The organism is Mesorhizobium sp. M1365 (assembly GCF_040317865.1).
Taxonomy (GTDB): domain Bacteria; phylum Pseudomonadota; class Alphaproteobacteria; order Rhizobiales; family Rhizobiaceae; genus Mesorhizobium.
Genome location: NZ_JAMYLG010000021.1, coordinates 29,362 through 45,474, shown reverse-complemented (window position 1 = coordinate 45,474; position 16,113 = coordinate 29,362). Strand labels below are relative to the sequence as shown.

Below are 16,113 nucleotides of genomic sequence, written 5' to 3'. Positions count from 1 at the left end.
ACTACTGCAATGGCGGCAGGTTTCTCAGCGGATTGAGCATCGGCACCCCAAGTGGTGCGAAATGACGCTCGTTATCCGTCAGTATCACCAGGCCGTGAACCTCGGCCGTAGCAGCAATCGCTATATCTTCAAATCCCGGCCGATGAGCCCTTGCGCGATCAAGAATAGAACCCGCGGCATGCGCGGCTCGCAAATCGAAGGGCAGAATCCTTGCCCCGTAAAGGTGCTCGACTGCCTGCCACCAGTCGCGTAGCAGCGCGGCCTTTGTGGTCGCGCCGTCGCGCTCCGCCTTCGCTATCCCCGCCGCGATTTCGGACGCAGTCACAACGGATAGGAACAGGTATTCGCTCGCCATATCGAGCCATGCCATCAGCGCCGCCCGATCAACCTTCCTGGCTGGAGCCATTGCCGAGATGATGTTGGTGTCCAGCAGAAACATCAGGGCTGGTCGCCGCGCTACAACGCAACCTTGCGAGCCGGCTTACGGGAACGGGGCGGAATGTCGTCCTTGTCCCCGGGAAAAGCCGCCAGCAGCCGCCCGAAGCTCGGCACCCGAGACAGCCGCTGATAATCTTCGAACGACAGGATGACGGCCTGCTTCCGACCGTGGCGTGTGATAATGGCAGGCTCTCCTGCAACTGCCTGATCGACGACTGCCGAAAGCGTCGCCTTGGCGTCTTTCAACTGAATTTCGCGCATGTTGCCACCCTCGCATATGACTACCATGGTCATATAACATTGCAGACGGCTTGGAACAAGGGTTGCGGTCCAATCGGTATCAACTGACATTGGCCCGCAACGCGGCCAGCACCTGTGCAAACTCTGCCAGCCTGTCGTCGGACAGTCCTTTCCGCAGCCGCTTGTCGAAGGCTAACGCGGCGGTGCGCAATTGCAGGAACAGCGCTTCTCCGGCTTGGGTCAGCTCCACCTGGTGAACCCGGCGGTTCTCGGGATCGCGGCGGCGCATCAGCAGGCCTTGCGTCTCCATGGCGTTGAGGTGGTGGGTCAGCGTTGCGCCCCGGATGCCGATCATGCCGGCGAGCTCGCGTTGGTTGGCCAGCTCCCGCGACTTGACCGACAGCAACGTGACCCAGACCGGCAGCGTGCCGCCTGCCTCGACCAAGGCAGCGTCGAAAGCCTGCGCAACCAGCTTGGCGGTGCGCGCGAGATTCATCCCGATCGGCGGGCGGTCAAAGGGTGTCATGATCCGACACTAGAACAAGGGCAAAGCCTATGGAACCGGCTCGAGCTTATGCGTTGACATCTAATCATTTGATATCTATCGATATGCCTGGCGGTGGGCAAGAGAGGAAATGCGGTCATGCAATATGTCTACATCATCGTCCTCGGCCTTCACGTCATGGCGGGCGTGTTCTGGGCCGGCACCACCATCGCGGTCGCCCGCGAACCGGAGATCAGGGCGGAACGTTTCTTCCGGCCGCAAATGGGCGCAGCCGGCGTGGTTTTCCTCACCGGCTTGCTGCTGTGGTATTTCTTCCACAACGGCTCTTTCGGCTCGATGGAGAAGGTCTTGGCGCTCGGCATCTTGACGGCGTTAATCGCCGCCGGGGTTCAGGGCGCGCTGGTGGGTTCCGCCAGCAGGCAGTTGGCCGGCGCTGATGCGGCGAAGCAAACCCAGTTGCGCGCCAAGATGACAAAGGGCGAACGCATCGCCGGCGGCCTGCTGGTCATCACCGTGTTCTGCATGGCCACCGCCAGGATGTTTTGAGCGTCCTGCCGCAATCGCAAGATCGTACGGTGCCCGGCGATGGCCGGCGGCGTGCGCGGCGCGCAGACCGGACCCGACGTGCCTGGTGGCTCTCCGTACGGAGGTTCGGCTGCGCGCCACCAATCAATCCAAAATATTCCTCAGATTCGCAAGCCGAACCTGATGCCGTCATAGATGGCGGCGTGGATATTGCGTGAGGCTACCGCGTCGCCGATGCGAAAGACGACGAAACCGCCTTGCGGATTGCGCGCAGGAAAGATGTCGCCGCCATTGATCAGTTTTTCGTAATCGATCGCGCCGGCGTTCTTCGACAGCGGCTTCAGCGCCAGGTAGAGATCGTCGAGCGGCAGCGTGCCGTGCTCGACCACCACCTGGTCGACCCGCCGCTCGCCGCGCCAGCCATCGGCGAAGTCGGAGGCGAGCTCGGCGATCAGCTGGTTGCCTTCACGCCGCACAGAACGTAGCCGTGTGTTGATGGTCACCGTGACACCCTTTTCCTGGAAGGCGCGCATGTAGGGCACATGATTCATGCCGCCCATTTCCGGGGCGAAGAAGCGCTCTGGTGAAACCACCTCCAGCCTGGCGCCGCTATTGGCGATCAGTTCGGCGGCACCCATGCCCTGATGGCCGCCATTGTCATCATAGAGCAGCACGTTCTCGGCCGGCTTGACGCTGCCGGCCATGATGTCCCAGCTCGAGGTGACGAGATCGTCGCCCGCCGTCAGAGGCGGGTTCTGCGGCAGGCCGCCGGTGGCGACCACCACCACGTCCGGCGACAGCGCCAGCACATCGTCCTTTTCCGCCCATTTGTCGTAACGGATCTCGACGCCGAGCCGGTCGAGTTCGGCCAGGCGCCAGTCGATGATGCCGATCAATTCCTTGCGGCGCGGGTTTTGCGTTGCCAGCCGCACCTGGCCGCCGGCCTGGCTCGATGCTTCTAGCACCGTCACCTGGTGCCCGCGCTCGGCGGCGACGCGCGCCGCCTCCAGCCCGCCGGCGCCGGCGCCGACGACGACCACCTTCCGCTTCGGTCCCTCGGTTTTCGGAATAATATGGGGGATATCAGCCTCGCGGCCCGTCGCCGCATTGTGGATGCACAGCGCCTCGCCGCCCTCATAGATGCGGTCGAGGCAATAGGTGGCGCCGACGCAAGGGCGGATCTCGTGCTCGCGGCCCTCCATCACTTTTTTGACGATATGCGGGTCGGCAATGTGGGCGCGCGTCATGCCGACCATGTCCAGCTTGCCGGTGGCGATGGCGTGACGCGCGGTGGCGACGTCGGAAATCCGCGCCGCATGGAAGGTCGGGAATTTCGTCGCTGCCCTGATCTCGCCGGCAAAGTCGAGATGCGGTGACGACCGCATGCCGGTCACCGGGATGACCTTGGTCAGCGCCGCATCGGTCTCGATCGAGCCACGGATGATGTTGAGGAAATCGACCTTGCCGGAGCCGGCCAGCCGCCTGGCGATTTCGACGCCCTCCTGTTTCGACAGGCCTTTCTCGAAATCCTCGTCGGCGACCATGCGGATGCCGACGACGAACTTTTCGCCGACCGCGGCACGCACCGCGTCGAGCACCATTCCGGTGAAGCGCAGCCGGTTGTCGAGCGAGCCGCCGAAATCGTCGTCGCGCTGGTTGGTGGCCGGCGACCAGAAACCGTCCATCAGATGGCCGTAGGCTTCGAACTCGATGCCGTCGAGGCCGGCAGCCTGGCAGCGCTGCGCGGCCGCCGCATAGTCGGCTACGATGCGCTCGATATCCCAGTCCTCGATAGTCTTGGGAAAGGCGCGATGGGCCGGTTCGCGCACCGGCGAAGCCGACAGCACGGGCAGCCAGTCGGCCTTGTTCCAACCGGTGCGGCGGCCGAGATGGGTGATCTGTATCATCACCTTGCAATCGTGCTCGTGGCAGGCATCGGTAAGCTCGGCGAGCCACGGCACGATGCGGTCGTCATAGACATGCAGATTGCCAAAAGCGGCCGGGCTGTCGCGCGAGACGATCGCCGAACCGGCGGTCATGGTCAGCGCCATGCCGCCCTTGGCCTTTTCGGCATGGTAGAGCCGGTAGCGTTCCTTCGGCATGCCGTCCTCGGAATAGGCCGGCTCATGGCTGGTCGACATCACCCGGTTCTTCAGCATCAGATGCTTGAGCTGATAGGGCTGGAGGAGCGGGTCGTTGCTGGTCATCGTCTTCCTGCTGTTTCAAATTGTGCTAATGAGCGGCAAATTTTGTTTTTACGCATGTCGCTGTCCCAAAATCGCTGCGCAGTTTTGGGCGACATGCAGCAAGGAACCTGCTCATGACCGATACGAAAAACCTCACCCAGCTCGGCACCAACGTCGAGGCGCCACAGAGCCCTGAAGCGGCAGTCCTGGAAACCGTGCCGTTTTCGCGCGGCGACGGCCCGCCGGCCATCGTTCGCTTCACCTGCCCGGAATTCACTTCGCTCTGCCCGGTCACCGGCCAGCCGGACTTCGCCCATATCGTCATCGACTACGCACCCGATGCGCTGCTGGTGGAATCGAAGTCGCTCAAGCTGTTCATGACCTCGTTTCGCAACCATGGCGCCTTCCACGAAGAATGCACCGTCATGATCGGCCGCCGCATCATCGCCGCGACCAAGCCATTGTGGTTGCGCATCGGCGGCTACTGGTATCCGCGCGGCGGCATTCCGATCGACGTGTTCTGGCAAACCGGCGCGCCGCCGGAAGGTGTGTGGCTGCCCGACACCGGCGTCGCCCCCTATCGCGGGCGCGGCTGATCGGACGGAGCGGCTCACCTGATCCCGGTCCGGCACAGGTTGGTCTCCAGGAAAGGCATCACCGCGTCGCGGTACCGCTGTTGGTCATAGCGATAGAGATCAACATGCCGCGCGCCGTCGAACCAGACCAGCTTTGCGGCAGCGCCTGCGGCATCTTTCAGCGCCAGTGTCTGGCTGCGAGCGACAAACGGATCCGAATTGCCTGCTAGCAGCAATATCGGCCGATCAATCGCGCCGATGCGATCGACCGGCCTGACATCATCTACCCCGAAGCCAAGGCGGAGCTGCATCTGCGCCAAGAGGACGGTCGCCTGTACGTCGCGCAACATAGGCAAGGGCGCTCGCAACGCCGTGGTTTCCAGCAAAGTCGCGTAGAGCTGCTCCAGGACATAGGCATCGGCATGCTCCTGCTGAGCGCCAAATACAAAAGCAGCCGCACCGAGCGACGAGCCGATGGCCGCCACCTTGCGACCGGCGAAGCGTTGCCGCGCAAAGGCGAGGATGCGGCTGGCGTCCTGCCGTTCGATGTAACCAAAGCCTCTGATATCGCCGCCGCTTTCGCCATGTCCCGACAGATCGAACAGCACGATCGAGTAGCCGCTTTCGAAAAGCAGCTTCGCTCTTGGAACCATGGCCAGCTTGTTTGAACCGCGTCCGTGTAACAGCACGATTGTTCCGCAACTGTCCTGCCGATCCGCCACCCAACCGGCAAGGTCGGGCGCGCCCTCCTGCTTCAGAACGATGCGCTCCCCCGGTAACCCCACAGGCAGCGTGAAGCTTTGCTGAGGCACGCGGGCCACCGCGCGGCTTCCTGCCTCCCAGGTGACAGCGCAGGCCAGGACGCAAACCGCCGCGAATAAAGCAACCACGACAGGACCTCTTCTCATCGATCGGTCACATGCACTTCGCATCAGTTGAGCGGCAGCCGCCGGTAGCGGCTGGGGTTGTTCGGGTCGCTGAAATGGTGCATCGGCCCGTGTTCGGCAAAGTGCGCTGACCAGCGTTTCATTGCCGCCGGATCAAGTTCGACGCCCAGCCCGTCACCCTCCGGCACGCGCACCGTATTGCCCGTCTGGCGGAAAGGACCGTCCTTGATGACATCGCCGATCTGCCAGCGAAACAACGACTGCGATGCTTCGGTGATCCACGGTGTCGCCGCCACGACGTGCAGATAAGCCGATGTCATGATGCCGAGATCGTTCGAATAGCACCAGAACCCCTTGCCCATCGCCTCACAGGCGGCGATGAATTTCAGAGTTTTCGACAATCCGCCGAGTGCTGCGAAATTGCAGACGAAGTAATCCGGCGCACCGAGCGCGACTGCCCGTCTGAGATCCGGGATGTGCGTCGAGAACGGAATGCGCGAATGCTGGCGCAGCGCAGCCATCTCCTCGAAGGTCGCGACCGGATCCTCGTAGTTGCGGATGTTGAACGGCTCGATCTCGCGCAGCACCCAGCGCGCTGTGGTCAGCGACCACTGCATGTTGGAATCGAGTTTGATCTGGGCTTTATCGCCAAGCGCCTCGCGCAGCATGCGCACTGTCCTGATCTCGAGCTCGGGATCGCCCATGATCAGCTTGCCCTCGAAAATCGTCGAGCCGTGCTGTTCTCGCATGCCGAGACAGTAGTCGACGATCGCTTCGGCGGTCATCTCGCCGCCGGCTCCGCCGTGAGCGGGGCGAAAGGCGAAATATTCCGAAAACGGAATGTCCTTGCGCACCGCGCCGCCGAGCAGCTTGTAGAGCGGCATGCCGAAGACCTTGCCTCTTATATCCCACAGCGCCAGTTCGACGGCGCCGAACGCCACCGTGGCTGCATTCTCGCCGGTGTTGGCGGTAATCTGCCAGGGCGGCACACAGCGCGCCTCGCAGTCGGCGATGTCGAGCGGATCGGCGCCAATCAGCGCCGGCGCGATCTCGGCCTTGATCACCTCGCCGAAATGCCACCATGGCGCCTCGCCCAGTCCGACCACGCCTTCGTCCGTCTCGACCTCGATGATCGATTTCGAGGCGCCGCCGTAGAGACCAGCCGTCCACCAGAACGGAGCATCGAGCGGGACGTTGACGTGGGTGACGCGGACGTTGGTGATCTTCATCGGTTCCGTTCTCACTCGCACTGGTATTGGCTTAGCGCCCATTCGCCGGTCACCGAGAGCAGGTCCGATATCTTCCAGTCGCCATCGATCTTTTTGAACTTCCATTCCAGCCGGTGCGGATTGCCGGAGACGACAAAAGCGACGACGACCTTGGCCTCGTCGCCCCTGATCGCTTCGATGGTCTTCAGGCTTTTGTCGATCTCCGCCTTTTCGTATTCGGAATTGTCGAGCGCCATGTTGGGATCGAGGCACTCGCCCTGCCCCGACTTCCGCAGCGCGTCGCTCTTGTCCAGCACCGACTTTGCCGGGTCGGTGAAATGGCCCCGCTGAGCCGGATCGACCTCGAGCCCGGCATGCTCGTAGAACGGCTTCACCACCGCCGTCGGCGAGCCCGGCTGCACGGCTGCGGCCGGCGCGTCTTCTGCCGGCGGCGAAACTGCCGGCGGAGGTGCCGCACTGTCGGCCGGCGCGTTTGCGGGCGGCGCGCCGAACAGGCCCTGAGCGGCGGCGCTGCTCAATCCGGCCAGCAGGCACGCAGTCGCCAGAACCCAGGGACGGCAGCGGAGCACGGCATCACTCCGGCGACTGCCCGGCAAGGCATTCGAGCGCACTCAGGGTCCAGCCGCTGGTCTTCGAGGTGATGTCGGCGATCTTCCAATGGCCGTCGATCTTCTTCAACGACCAGACCATTTCGCGTTTGGAATCATCGCCTTCCGGAAAAAGGTTGAACGTCGCCGTCACCTCGGCGCTGTCGCCATCCAGCGTTTCGGCCAGCGTCAGCGTCTTGGCCACGGTCTTCTCGTCATAGTCCTGCGCATCGAGACCAGGGGCGAAGTCGATGCAGGGAACTTCATCCGGATGGTTCTTTGCGGCATTGTCGTTCAGTTCGAACAGTTTCGTCACCGGTGCGGTGAAGCGGTCGCGATATTGCGCATCGGCCTCGAATTTGACCGACGGGACATAAAAGAACTTCACGGCGTTGGCAGCAGGGCCGGCAAACGCGGCCGCCGGCACGGCCATCGAAAGCGCGGCAACAAAAAGTGGCAGTTTCATGGGTGTCCCCGATTGTTCACTGACGGAAGCTATCAGTACCACGCATCTTGCCCGTCGGCTTTCTTGCGGTCCATGAAATCCTGCAACGTCTCGTCTGCTGGCAACTCAGGCGCTCAGCCAGACATCCTGGAGATCCATCTCGAAGGTTTGGTGGACACCGTAGTTCTTCACCTTCTCATTCATGTGGCTGAACAGCTTCTGCCAAAACGGCTGAATGATGACGCCCGAATCCTGCAGGATCTGCTCGATGTCCTTCATGACCTCGCGGCGCTTTTCCACGTCGATGAGCGAAAGAGCCTGCTTGAGCTTGGCGTCGAAATCAGGGTTCGAGTAGCCGGTTTCGTTCCAGGCCTCGCCGGTGCGATAGCCGAGCGCCAACACCTGTACGCCAAGCGGGCGCATGTACCAGATGGTCATCGAATAGGGGTATTTCGTCCAGTCGTTCCAGAAGGTCGACCCCGGCAGCACGGTGCGCTTCACCTTGATCCCGGCATCGCGCAACTGGCCGGCAATAGCGTCGCCGGTGTTCTTTTGCCAATCGTCCTCGACGGTGATCAGTTCATGCTCGAAGTCGTCCTGCCCGGCATCGGCCATAAGCTTCCTGGCGCCCGCGGCGTCGCGTGTCTTCTTGGGCAGCGCGTAGTATTCCGGATGAATCGGGCTGACGTGGTGGTTTTCACCAACAGTGCCTCGCCCGGCGTAGCCAAGTTCGAGCACCGCTTTGTTGTCGACGGCCATCTGGAGGGCGTTGCGAACCCGCTTGTCGTCATAGGGCTTGTTCGTGATGTTGGTCCGGGCGACGAGCGTGGTCGCTGTCGCGACCTCCGATTTGACCAGCCCCATCTTGTCGAGGATGTCTATGAAGTCGGCCGGCGTCTCGAAGTTGAGGTCGATTTCGCCGGAGTCGAATGCATTTATCGAGGCGTTGAAATCGGTTCCGTAGTCGATGAATTCGACGCCGTCGAGAAGCGCTTCACCGCCCCACCATTTGCCATTCTCACGACGCTTGACGACCGCTTTCTGGCCGACCGCATAAGACACCAGTTCGAACGGCCCGGTGCCAATCGGCTTCTCAATCGGATTGGCGCCGTCGGCGTCGAAGTTGCGATGGACCACCAGCGCCGGATAGTCGGTGAAGTTCGGGATCAGCGAGATGTCCGGTTCGTTCAGCTTCAGCTTCACCGTGTTGTCGTCGACCTTGGTGATCGCCCCTTCCCTGGCCTTGCCGGTCTTTGCATCGATCAGCGCACCGACGCGCGCGGCCATCGAATTGCCGGCGGCAGCCTTCTCGCACCAGCGCGTCAGATTGTAGGCCACGTCATCGGCGTTGAAAGCATCGCCGTTGTTCCAGGCGATGCCCTTGCGCACATGCAGCACGTATTCGGTGGCGTCGTCGTTGACCTCCCAGCCTTCGAGCAGAACCGGCTCGAATGTGAACTGGCGGGTGTAGCGGACAAGCGGCTCGAGCCAGCAGCGTGAAATGTTCGCAAGTTCCACCCAGTCGTAGGTGCGCGTGTCCTTTTGCGCCTTCACCGACATCGAAACGTGCAGCGTTCCGCCTTTCTTCGGCTCTTCAGCCAAAGCCCGCTCCGGCACGGCAAGTCCAATCATGCCGTAGGCAAGGGCCGTCGATGCGCCGAAAGCGCTTGCCAGGGCCAGAAACTCCCGCCGGTCGACGCGACCGGCGCGCGCCTCGCTGGCCATTGCTTCGATGGCGCTCGGTACGCGATCGCCGTTGCTTCTGAAGAGTGTCATTTTTTCCTCCCTTATGGTTCGCATCGGGTCTTCGCCCGTGATCAACTAACGCTGTCCGGCAGTTTCTCCTCGCGCCGCGCAATCAAATCTTGGAGACCATCGGCGATGCCCTCATCGAGCTTCGGCTCCTCATAATCGGCGAGCATGTTGCGCGCTTTCTCGCGGCCGCGGGTGTCGTGGTCCTTTGCTCCTTCCGCCTTCCACTGTTCGAACGAATTGAAGTCCATGATGCTCGGTATGAAGAAGGCGGACTCGAAATGTTCAAGCGTGTGCTGGGTGCCGAGGAAATGGCCCTGCGGTCCGACCTCGCGGATAGCCGCCATAGCCTCCTTGAAATCGTCGAATGGCAGCCCGCCAGCATATTTGTACCAGCCGACAAGCTGCTCGCAGTCGGTGGCAAATTTCGAATAGCCGCAGGTCAGGCCGGCCTCGAGCCAACCGGCGGAGTGCCAGATGTAGTTGGCGCCGGCAAGGATGGCGGCATGCATCAGCATGTTCGCCTCGTAGCCCGCCTGGGCGTCGTTCAGCTTCGAGCCGACATGGAAACCGGACGTGCGCCACGGCAGACGATACTTCCGCGCCAGGGCGCCCATGAGATACATCATCTGGGCCGCCTCCGGCGTGCCGCCCATGGGAGCGCCGGTCTTCATGTCGACCGTCACCATGAACTGTCCGTAGATCTGCGGCGAACCCGGACGCAGGAGCTGTGTGAACGCGACGCCCGCCAGCGCTTCGGCATTGACCTGCGCGACCGCACCGACGGCAGAGGCCGAAGTCGAGGCGCCGCAAAGGGCGAAGGGGGCGAGGATCAGCGGCTGGTTGTGGCGCGCATAGACTTTCATCGCGTCCAGCATGGTGGCGTCCCACACCAGCGGCGAATTGCAGTTGGTGATCGACACCAGAACCGGGTTGTCGCGGACAAAATCCTCGCCGAACACGATGCCTGCCATCGCCATCGTGTCTTCGGCTCGATCCCTGGAGGTCACGATGCCCATGAACGGCTTGTCGGAGTGCTTCAGCGCCGAATGGATGATGTGGAGGTGACGTTTCGGCACCGCGATTTCCATCGGCTCGCAGATGATCGAGCTCGACGAGTGCAGCGCCGGCGCCATGTAGGCGAGCTTGTGGAAATTGTTGAGGTCGGCGAGTGTGCCGTAGCGCCGGTTGTTGTCGAGGTCGCGCACGTAAGGCGCTCCGTACATCGGCACGAAGATGGAGTTGTTTCCACCCACACGTACGGAACGCTGGGGGTTCCTCGCATTGAGCGTGAACTCCGACGGGACCTTCGAGATGAGCTCCATCAGCAGGGCGCGGTCGATCCGGACCCTTGTCTCCGAGACATCGGCGCCCGCCGCCTTCCACATTGCGATCGCCTCGTCGTCGCGGAACTCGCATCCGACTTCTTCGAGGATGGAGAGCGACTCCTGGTGGATCAGCTCAACCGCCTCGTCCGGAACCATCTGATAGACGGGAATCTGGCGGACCAGGGTTGGAAACGACGCTATGGGTGCGCCCCGCAGCGCCTTGCGCCCCAGGCGGCCACCGCTGCGGCGGTTGGTGTGTTCGCTCACTTCAACGGCCGGTGCGTTCATGGAGACTCCATCTTCCTGTCTCGACCAATCTAGCCAGACAAAATGCGGCTGTGACGCTGGAAAATCCTGATCTCTTGTATAAGCTCAGCTTATGCGAAGCTTGCGCCACCTGCTGCCGTCGGCCGGCAGCCTGATCGTTTTCGAGGCCGCCGGGCGGCTGTCGAGCTTTACCGCCGCCGGGCGGGAGCTCGGCATGACGCAGGCTGCCGTCTCCTATGCGATCCGCGGGCTCGAAGAGCAGCTCGGCGCCAAACTCTTCCAGCGCCGCCACCGGCAAGTCAGCCTGACCGAGGCCGGCGACCGCTTCCATGCCGACGTCTCGCTCGGCCTGTCGCACATTCGCAAGTCGGCGGAGGATCTGCGCCAGATCGCCGTCGGCGCGCATGTGACACTCGCCGCCTCGACCGCCTTTGCCTCGTTCTGGATGATGCCGCGCCTGCAGCAGTTTCGCGACGAATTGCCGGGCATCGACCTGCGCATCCAGACCGCCGACCGCGATCTTGACATCATCGCCGAAGACATCCCGCTCGGCGTCCGCGGCGGCGAGCCCAGGGAATGGCCGGATTATCATTCGCTGCCGCTGGCCGATGAGGTGATATTCCCCGTTGCCGGCGTTAGTTATGTGGCACGGTTCGGGCTGCCGGAGGGTGTCGCGGACCTTCAATCGCACCGCCTCATCCATCTCGAAGAGCCGTTTCGCGAGGCCGCGAGCTGGGACGAATGGTTCGCCTCGGCCGGTGTCGACATCGCCGATGCCGGACGCGGCTTGCGCATCAACGACTATGCGCTGGTGATCCAGGCAGTCATGGAAGGGCAAGGCATCGCGCTCGGCTGGGGTCACCTCGCCGAGCGGCTGCTGGCATCAGGGCTGCTGGTGCGCGTCACCGGCCACGCGATGACGACCGGCAAGGGCTTTCATGTCATCTGGTCGAAGAACCGCGAACTCAGCGACAACGCCCGCAAGGTGCGGGACTGGCTGGCGGCGCAGGCGTGAGGCCGATAAATGCCCGGTCAAACCGTCACGACGATCTTGCCGAATTGCTCGTTCGATTCGAGATAGCGGTGGGCCTCGACGATCTGGTCGAACGGAAAGGTTCTGGCGATTGCCGGCTTCAGCGAACCCGAGCTCAGTCCGTCAAGGATGAACGCCTTGGCGGCCTGCAGCCGGACCGGATCGCGCACGATCTCATGGACGAGATAACCGCGCAGCGTCAGTGTCTTGGCCAGCACTGCAGGTAGCGGAAAGGGTGTCGGGTCGAGGCTCAAGCCGCCATATTCGATGAGAATGCCACCCGGTGCCATCGCTGCCGTCAGTGGCTCGAAGATCGGGCCGCCGACGGCATCGAACACCACGCGCACGCCGTCCGGGCCGGCGATCCGCTTCAGCCCGGCTTCCAGGTCCTCCTCTGCCGAGGCGATGACGTGGGCCGCGCCGAACTCAAGCAAAGCCCGCTTCTTGGCGGATGTCCGTGTGACCGCGATCGGGGTCGCGCCAACCATGTTGGCGATCTGGATCGCGGCAAGTCCGACGCTGCTCGAGGCCGCAGTGATGACGACAACGTTCTGCCTGCCAAGTTTGGCAATGTCGATCAGCGCACCGTAGGCCGTGAGATATTGCATCCACGCTGCGGCGGCTTCTTCCCAGCTCAGCGATGGTGGATGCTTGACGACGAGCTCGGCGGGATATGTGGCAATCTCACCATAGGCAGGCCAGCGGGCCATCGATAATGGCGGCACGATGCTGACGGCATCGCCAGGCGCAAACCCGTCCACGCCTTCGCCGACCATCTCGACTATACCCGCGGCCTCGAGCCCAAGACCGGAAGGCAACGGCGCGGTCTGGATGTAGGTCCCCGAACGCAGCAGCGCCTCGGCGCGGTTTATACCCAACGCCTTGACGCGGATCTGAATCTCACCGCTCGCGGGCGCAGGCGTGTCAACATTCTCGATGCGCAGGACCTCGGGACCACCGAGCTCATGAAAGCGAACGACACGTGCCATCGGTCAAACTCCAAAATATTTGAACTGAATCAGCTATGCCAGCGCTCATCAGGCGGATAAATAGCCGCTTGAGTAGATCAGCAGAAACTGCAGGTTTTGAATATGGATCGCCTTACGAGCATGGCCGTGTTCGTCAAAGCCGTCGACCTGGGCTCGTTCGCAGCCGCGGCGGCGGCTCTCGATCTGTCCGGGCCGATGGTCGGCAAGCATGTCCGGTTTCTCGAGGAGCGCCTGAGCGTGCGCCTCATCAACCGGACGACGCGCCGCCAAAGCCTGACCGATTTCGGGCGCGCCTATTATGAACGCTGCCGGCTGGTGCTTGCCGAAGCGGAGGCCGCGGATGCACTCGCCGCCGACCAGCTTGCCGAACCGCGCGGAAAGCTGCGTGTCCTCATGCCGGTGCATTTCGGCCGGCGCTGCGTTGCCCCGATCCTGTTCGGGTTTGCGCAGCAATATCCGGCGCTGGAACTTGACCTGTCGTTCAGCGATGCCATCGCCGACCTCGCCGAGGACGGCTGCGATCTTGCCATTAGAACGGGCGACCTGGAGGACCAGGCCGGGGTGATGGCGCGTCGCATCGCGCGCCAGCACATGGTCGTCTGCGCGTCGCCGTCCTATCTCGACCGGCACGGCCAGCCGCAGGAAATAGATGACCTCGGCAGCCGTCACGCGATCATCTACCGCCGTTCCGGGCGTGCCGTTCAGCCGTGGCTGTTTCCGCGCAATGGCCACCCCGCGATTGAGATCAGACCAGTCAGCAGATTGCGGCTCGACGACCTCGATGCCATCGCCGATGCCGCGGCCGCCGGCATGGGGCTCGCCTGGCTGCCATACTGGCTGGTTCGCCAGCGCATCCAGGCGGGCGCACTTGTCCCGCTGTTGTCGGAACAATCCTGGTTTCTCTACGACGTTCATGCCCTGTGGTTGCAGACGCCTCATCTGCCGATGAAAGTCCGCCTTGCCGTCGATGCACTGTCGGCAGCGCTGCCCAAGCTCATGAGTTGAAGTGCACGAGCGGCCAGTCGCGATCAGCTGCGTGGATTTCCTCAATTCCGCCCTCCCGCATCGACCACGAATCCGCCTATAGTGCCCCATGCCGATCCGCCAGCTTTCCGAAACGATGATCAACCAGATCGCCGCCGGCGAAGTCATCGAACGTCCGGCAAGCGTGGTCAAGGAACTGGTCGAGAACGCGCTGGATGCAGGCGCTACCAGAGTCGAGATCGTCACCGCCGGCGGCGGGCTGAACCTGATCCGCGTCAGTGACGACGGCTCGGGCATTCCGGAAAAGGAACTGGCGCTGGCGATTGCGCGCCATTGCACCTCCAAGCTCGCCGACAACATTCACGACATCCGCTCGCTCGGCTTTCGCGGCGAGGCCTTGCCCTCGATCGGCTCGGTGGCACGGCTGTCGATCCGCTCGCGCACCGCGTCCAGTGAAAACGCCGCCGAGATCGGCATCGAGGGCGGCCGCGTCTCCGCGGTCAGGCCGGCGGCGGCCAATCGCGGAACCACGGTCGAGGTGCGCGACCTGTTCTTCGCCACGCCCGCAAGGCTCAAATTCATGAAGGGCGAGCGCGCCGAAAGCTCGGCCATCGGCGACGTGGTCAAGCGCATCGCCATCGCCTTTCCCGCCGTGCGCTTCACCCTGGCCGGCCCGGACCGCTCGACGCTGGAACTGCCGGCGACCGACGACAGCCCGGAAGGCCGGCTGCGCCGGGTGGCGCAGGTGATGGGCGCCGACTTTCCGGACAATGCGATCGCCATCGACGCGACGCGGGACGGCGTGCATCTCGCCGGCCATGTCTCGGTCCCCTCCTTCACCCGCGCCAACGCGCTGCAGCAATACGCTTATGTCAACGGCCGCCCGGTGCGTGACAAACTGATCGCCGGCGCCATTCGCGGCGCCTTCGCCGACGTGCTGCCGCGCGACCGCCATGCCGTCACCGTGCTGTTCCTGGCGCTCGATCCGGCGATCGTCGACGTCAACGTCCATCCGGCCAAGGCAGACGTGCGCTTCCGCGACCCGGGGCTGGTGCGCGGGCTGATCGTCGGCGCCATTCGCGAAGCGCTGGCCAATGCCGGCATCCGCCCCGCCACCACAGGGGCCGCCGGCATGATGGCGGCGTTCCGGCCAGGCGCCGCATCCTATGCGCATGGTGGCCCGGCCAACGGTCACCGCAGCTACGAGGCCGCCTATCGGGCATCGGGCTTTGCCGGGTTCGATCCTGCCCGTTCGCCGCAGCGGCCGCTCAATATGGGCGACGGGTTCGGCGAGGACGAGCAGGCGGCCTTCGACGCCGGGCCGCTGCACAGCGCCGATGCGCGCGCCGGGCAAAACGAAGCGGCGGAAACGCTGCTCGGCACGGCGCTGGGCGCGGCGCGCGCGCAAGTGCACGAGAATTATATCGTCGCCCAGACCAGGGATTCGCTGGTCATCGTCGACCAGCACGCGGCACATGAGCGGCTGGTCTACGAGGCCTTGAAGAACGCCCTCCACTCACGCTCGGTGCCGTCGCAGATGCTGCTGTTGCCCGAGATTGTCGATCTGTCGGAAGAGGATGCCGAGCGGCTTGCCAGGCATTCCGAGACGCTGGCCCGCTTCGGCCTCGGCATCGAGCGCTTCGGCCCCGGTGCCGTCGCGGTGCGCGAGACGCCGTCGATGCTCGGCGAGACCAACGTCCAGCAGCTGGTGCGCGATCTCGCCGACGAGATCGCCGACAACGACACGGTCGACACGCTGAAGGAGCGGCTGGACAGAATAGCCGCGACCATGGCCTGCCACGGCTCGGTACGTTCCGGCCGCCTGCTCAAACCGGAAGAGATGAACGCGCTGCTGCGGCAGATGGAGGCGACGCCGGGCTCCGGCACCTGCAACCATGGCCGCCCGACCTACATCGAGCTCAAGCTGGCGGATATTGAGCGGTTGTTCGGGCGGCGATAAGAAACTCGCAGGGCGCAGCCCCCACCCGGACCTTCGGTCCGACCTCCCCACAAGGGGGAGGTAGGGAGCCTACCCGCCGACGCCTCGCGAGGAGCTTACCCTCCCCCTTGTGGGGAGGGTCGCTGCGAAGCAGCGGGGTGGGGGTACGAAAAGAGCCGCTGTACAGCGGCTCTTTTCGAGTCA

The 16,113-nt window shown here is 63.4% G+C and carries 16 protein-coding genes; 5 read left to right on the top strand and 11 right to left on the bottom strand.

Annotated elements, in window-relative coordinates; translation table 11 throughout:
- Position 1: 1 nt before the first annotated feature.
- The 3 genes from NKH04_RS21295 to NKH04_RS21285 all read right to left on the bottom strand — a co-directional run bounded on the left by NKH04_RS21295 (position 2) and on the right by NKH04_RS21285 (position 1,204).
- Complete coding sequence (locus NKH04_RS21295) at positions 2–439, bottom strand: type II toxin-antitoxin system VapC family toxin (RefSeq protein WP_352473630.1); 438 nt, start codon at positions 437–439, stop codon at positions 2–4.
- A gap of 17 nt (positions 440–456) precedes the next feature.
- Positions 457–699, bottom strand: a complete 243-nt coding sequence (locus NKH04_RS21290; RefSeq protein ID WP_352473667.1) for a type II toxin-antitoxin system Phd/YefM family antitoxin — start codon at positions 697–699, stop codon at positions 457–459.
- A gap of 79 nt (positions 700–778) precedes the next feature.
- Positions 779–1,204, bottom strand: a complete 426-nt coding sequence (locus NKH04_RS21285) for a MarR family winged helix-turn-helix transcriptional regulator (protein WP_352473629.1) — start codon at positions 1,202–1,204, stop codon at positions 779–781.
- Between the two features lie 117 nt (positions 1,205–1,321).
- On the opposite strand from NKH04_RS21285, the gene NKH04_RS21280 reads away from it, so the two are divergent.
- Complete coding sequence (locus NKH04_RS21280; protein WP_023674396.1) at positions 1,322–1,729, top strand: hypothetical protein; 408 nt, start codon at positions 1,322–1,324, stop codon at positions 1,727–1,729.
- 140 nt (positions 1,730–1,869) lie between these two features.
- Here the strand turns inward: NKH04_RS21280 and NKH04_RS21275 are convergent, their stop codons facing one another.
- A complete protein-coding gene (locus tag NKH04_RS21275) occupies positions 1,870–3,915 on the bottom strand; it encodes an oxidoreductase (protein ID WP_353044892.1) in 2,046 nt (681 codons plus the stop codon).
- Between the two features lie 113 nt (positions 3,916–4,028).
- Between NKH04_RS21275 and queF the strand changes: the two genes are divergently transcribed.
- Positions 4,029–4,490, top strand: a complete 462-nt coding sequence (gene queF / locus NKH04_RS21270) for a preQ(1) synthase (RefSeq protein WP_023674394.1) — start codon at positions 4,029–4,031, stop codon at positions 4,488–4,490.
- 14 nt (positions 4,491–4,504) lie between these two features.
- Here queF and NKH04_RS21265 read toward each other — a convergent pair whose 3' ends face one another.
- From NKH04_RS21265 to NKH04_RS21240, 6 genes are all read right to left on the bottom strand, one after another.
- Complete coding sequence (locus NKH04_RS21265) at positions 4,505–5,290, bottom strand: alpha/beta hydrolase (RefSeq protein WP_353044891.1); 786 nt, start codon at positions 5,288–5,290, stop codon at positions 4,505–4,507.
- A 110-nt stretch (positions 5,291–5,400) separates the two neighbouring features.
- The gene (locus NKH04_RS21260; RefSeq protein ID WP_353044890.1) at positions 5,401–6,585 is read right to left on the bottom strand and encodes a mandelate racemase/muconate lactonizing enzyme family protein; all 1,185 of its coding nucleotides are present in this window, start codon (positions 6,583–6,585) and stop codon (positions 5,401–5,403) included.
- 11 nt (positions 6,586–6,596) lie between these two features.
- Positions 6,597–7,154 (bottom strand): hypothetical protein, encoded by a 558-nt coding sequence (locus NKH04_RS21255; RefSeq protein ID WP_353044889.1) that lies wholly within the window; start codon positions 7,152–7,154, stop codon positions 6,597–6,599.
- Positions 7,155–7,158: 4 nt separating this feature from the next.
- Positions 7,159–7,638: a DUF3828 domain-containing protein gene (locus tag NKH04_RS21250; RefSeq protein WP_352747026.1), complete on the bottom strand. Its 480-nt coding sequence runs from the start codon at positions 7,636–7,638 to the stop codon at positions 7,159–7,161.
- Positions 7,639–7,743: 105 nt separating this feature from the next.
- A complete protein-coding gene (locus NKH04_RS21245; protein WP_353044888.1) occupies positions 7,744–9,393 on the bottom strand; it encodes an ABC transporter substrate-binding protein in 1,650 nt (549 codons plus the stop codon).
- Between the two features lie 41 nt (positions 9,394–9,434).
- Positions 9,435–10,985, bottom strand: coding sequence for a trimethylamine methyltransferase family protein (locus NKH04_RS21240; protein ID WP_353044887.1), 1,551 nt, complete (start codon positions 10,983–10,985; stop codon positions 9,435–9,437).
- Positions 10,986–11,076: 91 nt separating this feature from the next.
- Here NKH04_RS21240 and NKH04_RS21235 point away from each other — a divergent pair, with 91 nt between their 5' ends.
- The gene (locus NKH04_RS21235; protein ID WP_352820510.1) at positions 11,077–11,979 is read left to right on the top strand and encodes a LysR substrate-binding domain-containing protein; all 903 of its coding nucleotides are present in this window, start codon (positions 11,077–11,079) and stop codon (positions 11,977–11,979) included.
- 17 nt (positions 11,980–11,996) lie between these two features.
- On the opposite strand, the gene NKH04_RS21230 is transcribed toward NKH04_RS21235, so the two are convergent.
- A complete protein-coding gene (locus NKH04_RS21230) occupies positions 11,997–12,986 on the bottom strand; it encodes a zinc-dependent alcohol dehydrogenase family protein (RefSeq protein WP_353044886.1) in 990 nt (329 codons plus the stop codon).
- A gap of 102 nt (positions 12,987–13,088) precedes the next feature.
- Here NKH04_RS21230 and NKH04_RS21225 point away from each other — a divergent pair, with 102 nt between their 5' ends.
- Together NKH04_RS21225 and mutL are read left to right on the top strand one after the other, a co-directional pair.
- Positions 13,089–13,991 (top strand): LysR family transcriptional regulator, encoded by a 903-nt coding sequence (locus tag NKH04_RS21225; RefSeq protein WP_353044885.1) that lies wholly within the window; start codon positions 13,089–13,091, stop codon positions 13,989–13,991.
- A gap of 88 nt (positions 13,992–14,079) precedes the next feature.
- Positions 14,080–15,930, top strand: coding sequence for a DNA mismatch repair endonuclease MutL (mutL, locus tag NKH04_RS21220; RefSeq protein ID WP_352541553.1), 1,851 nt, complete (start codon positions 14,080–14,082; stop codon positions 15,928–15,930).
- Positions 15,931–16,113 lie beyond the last annotated feature (183 nt).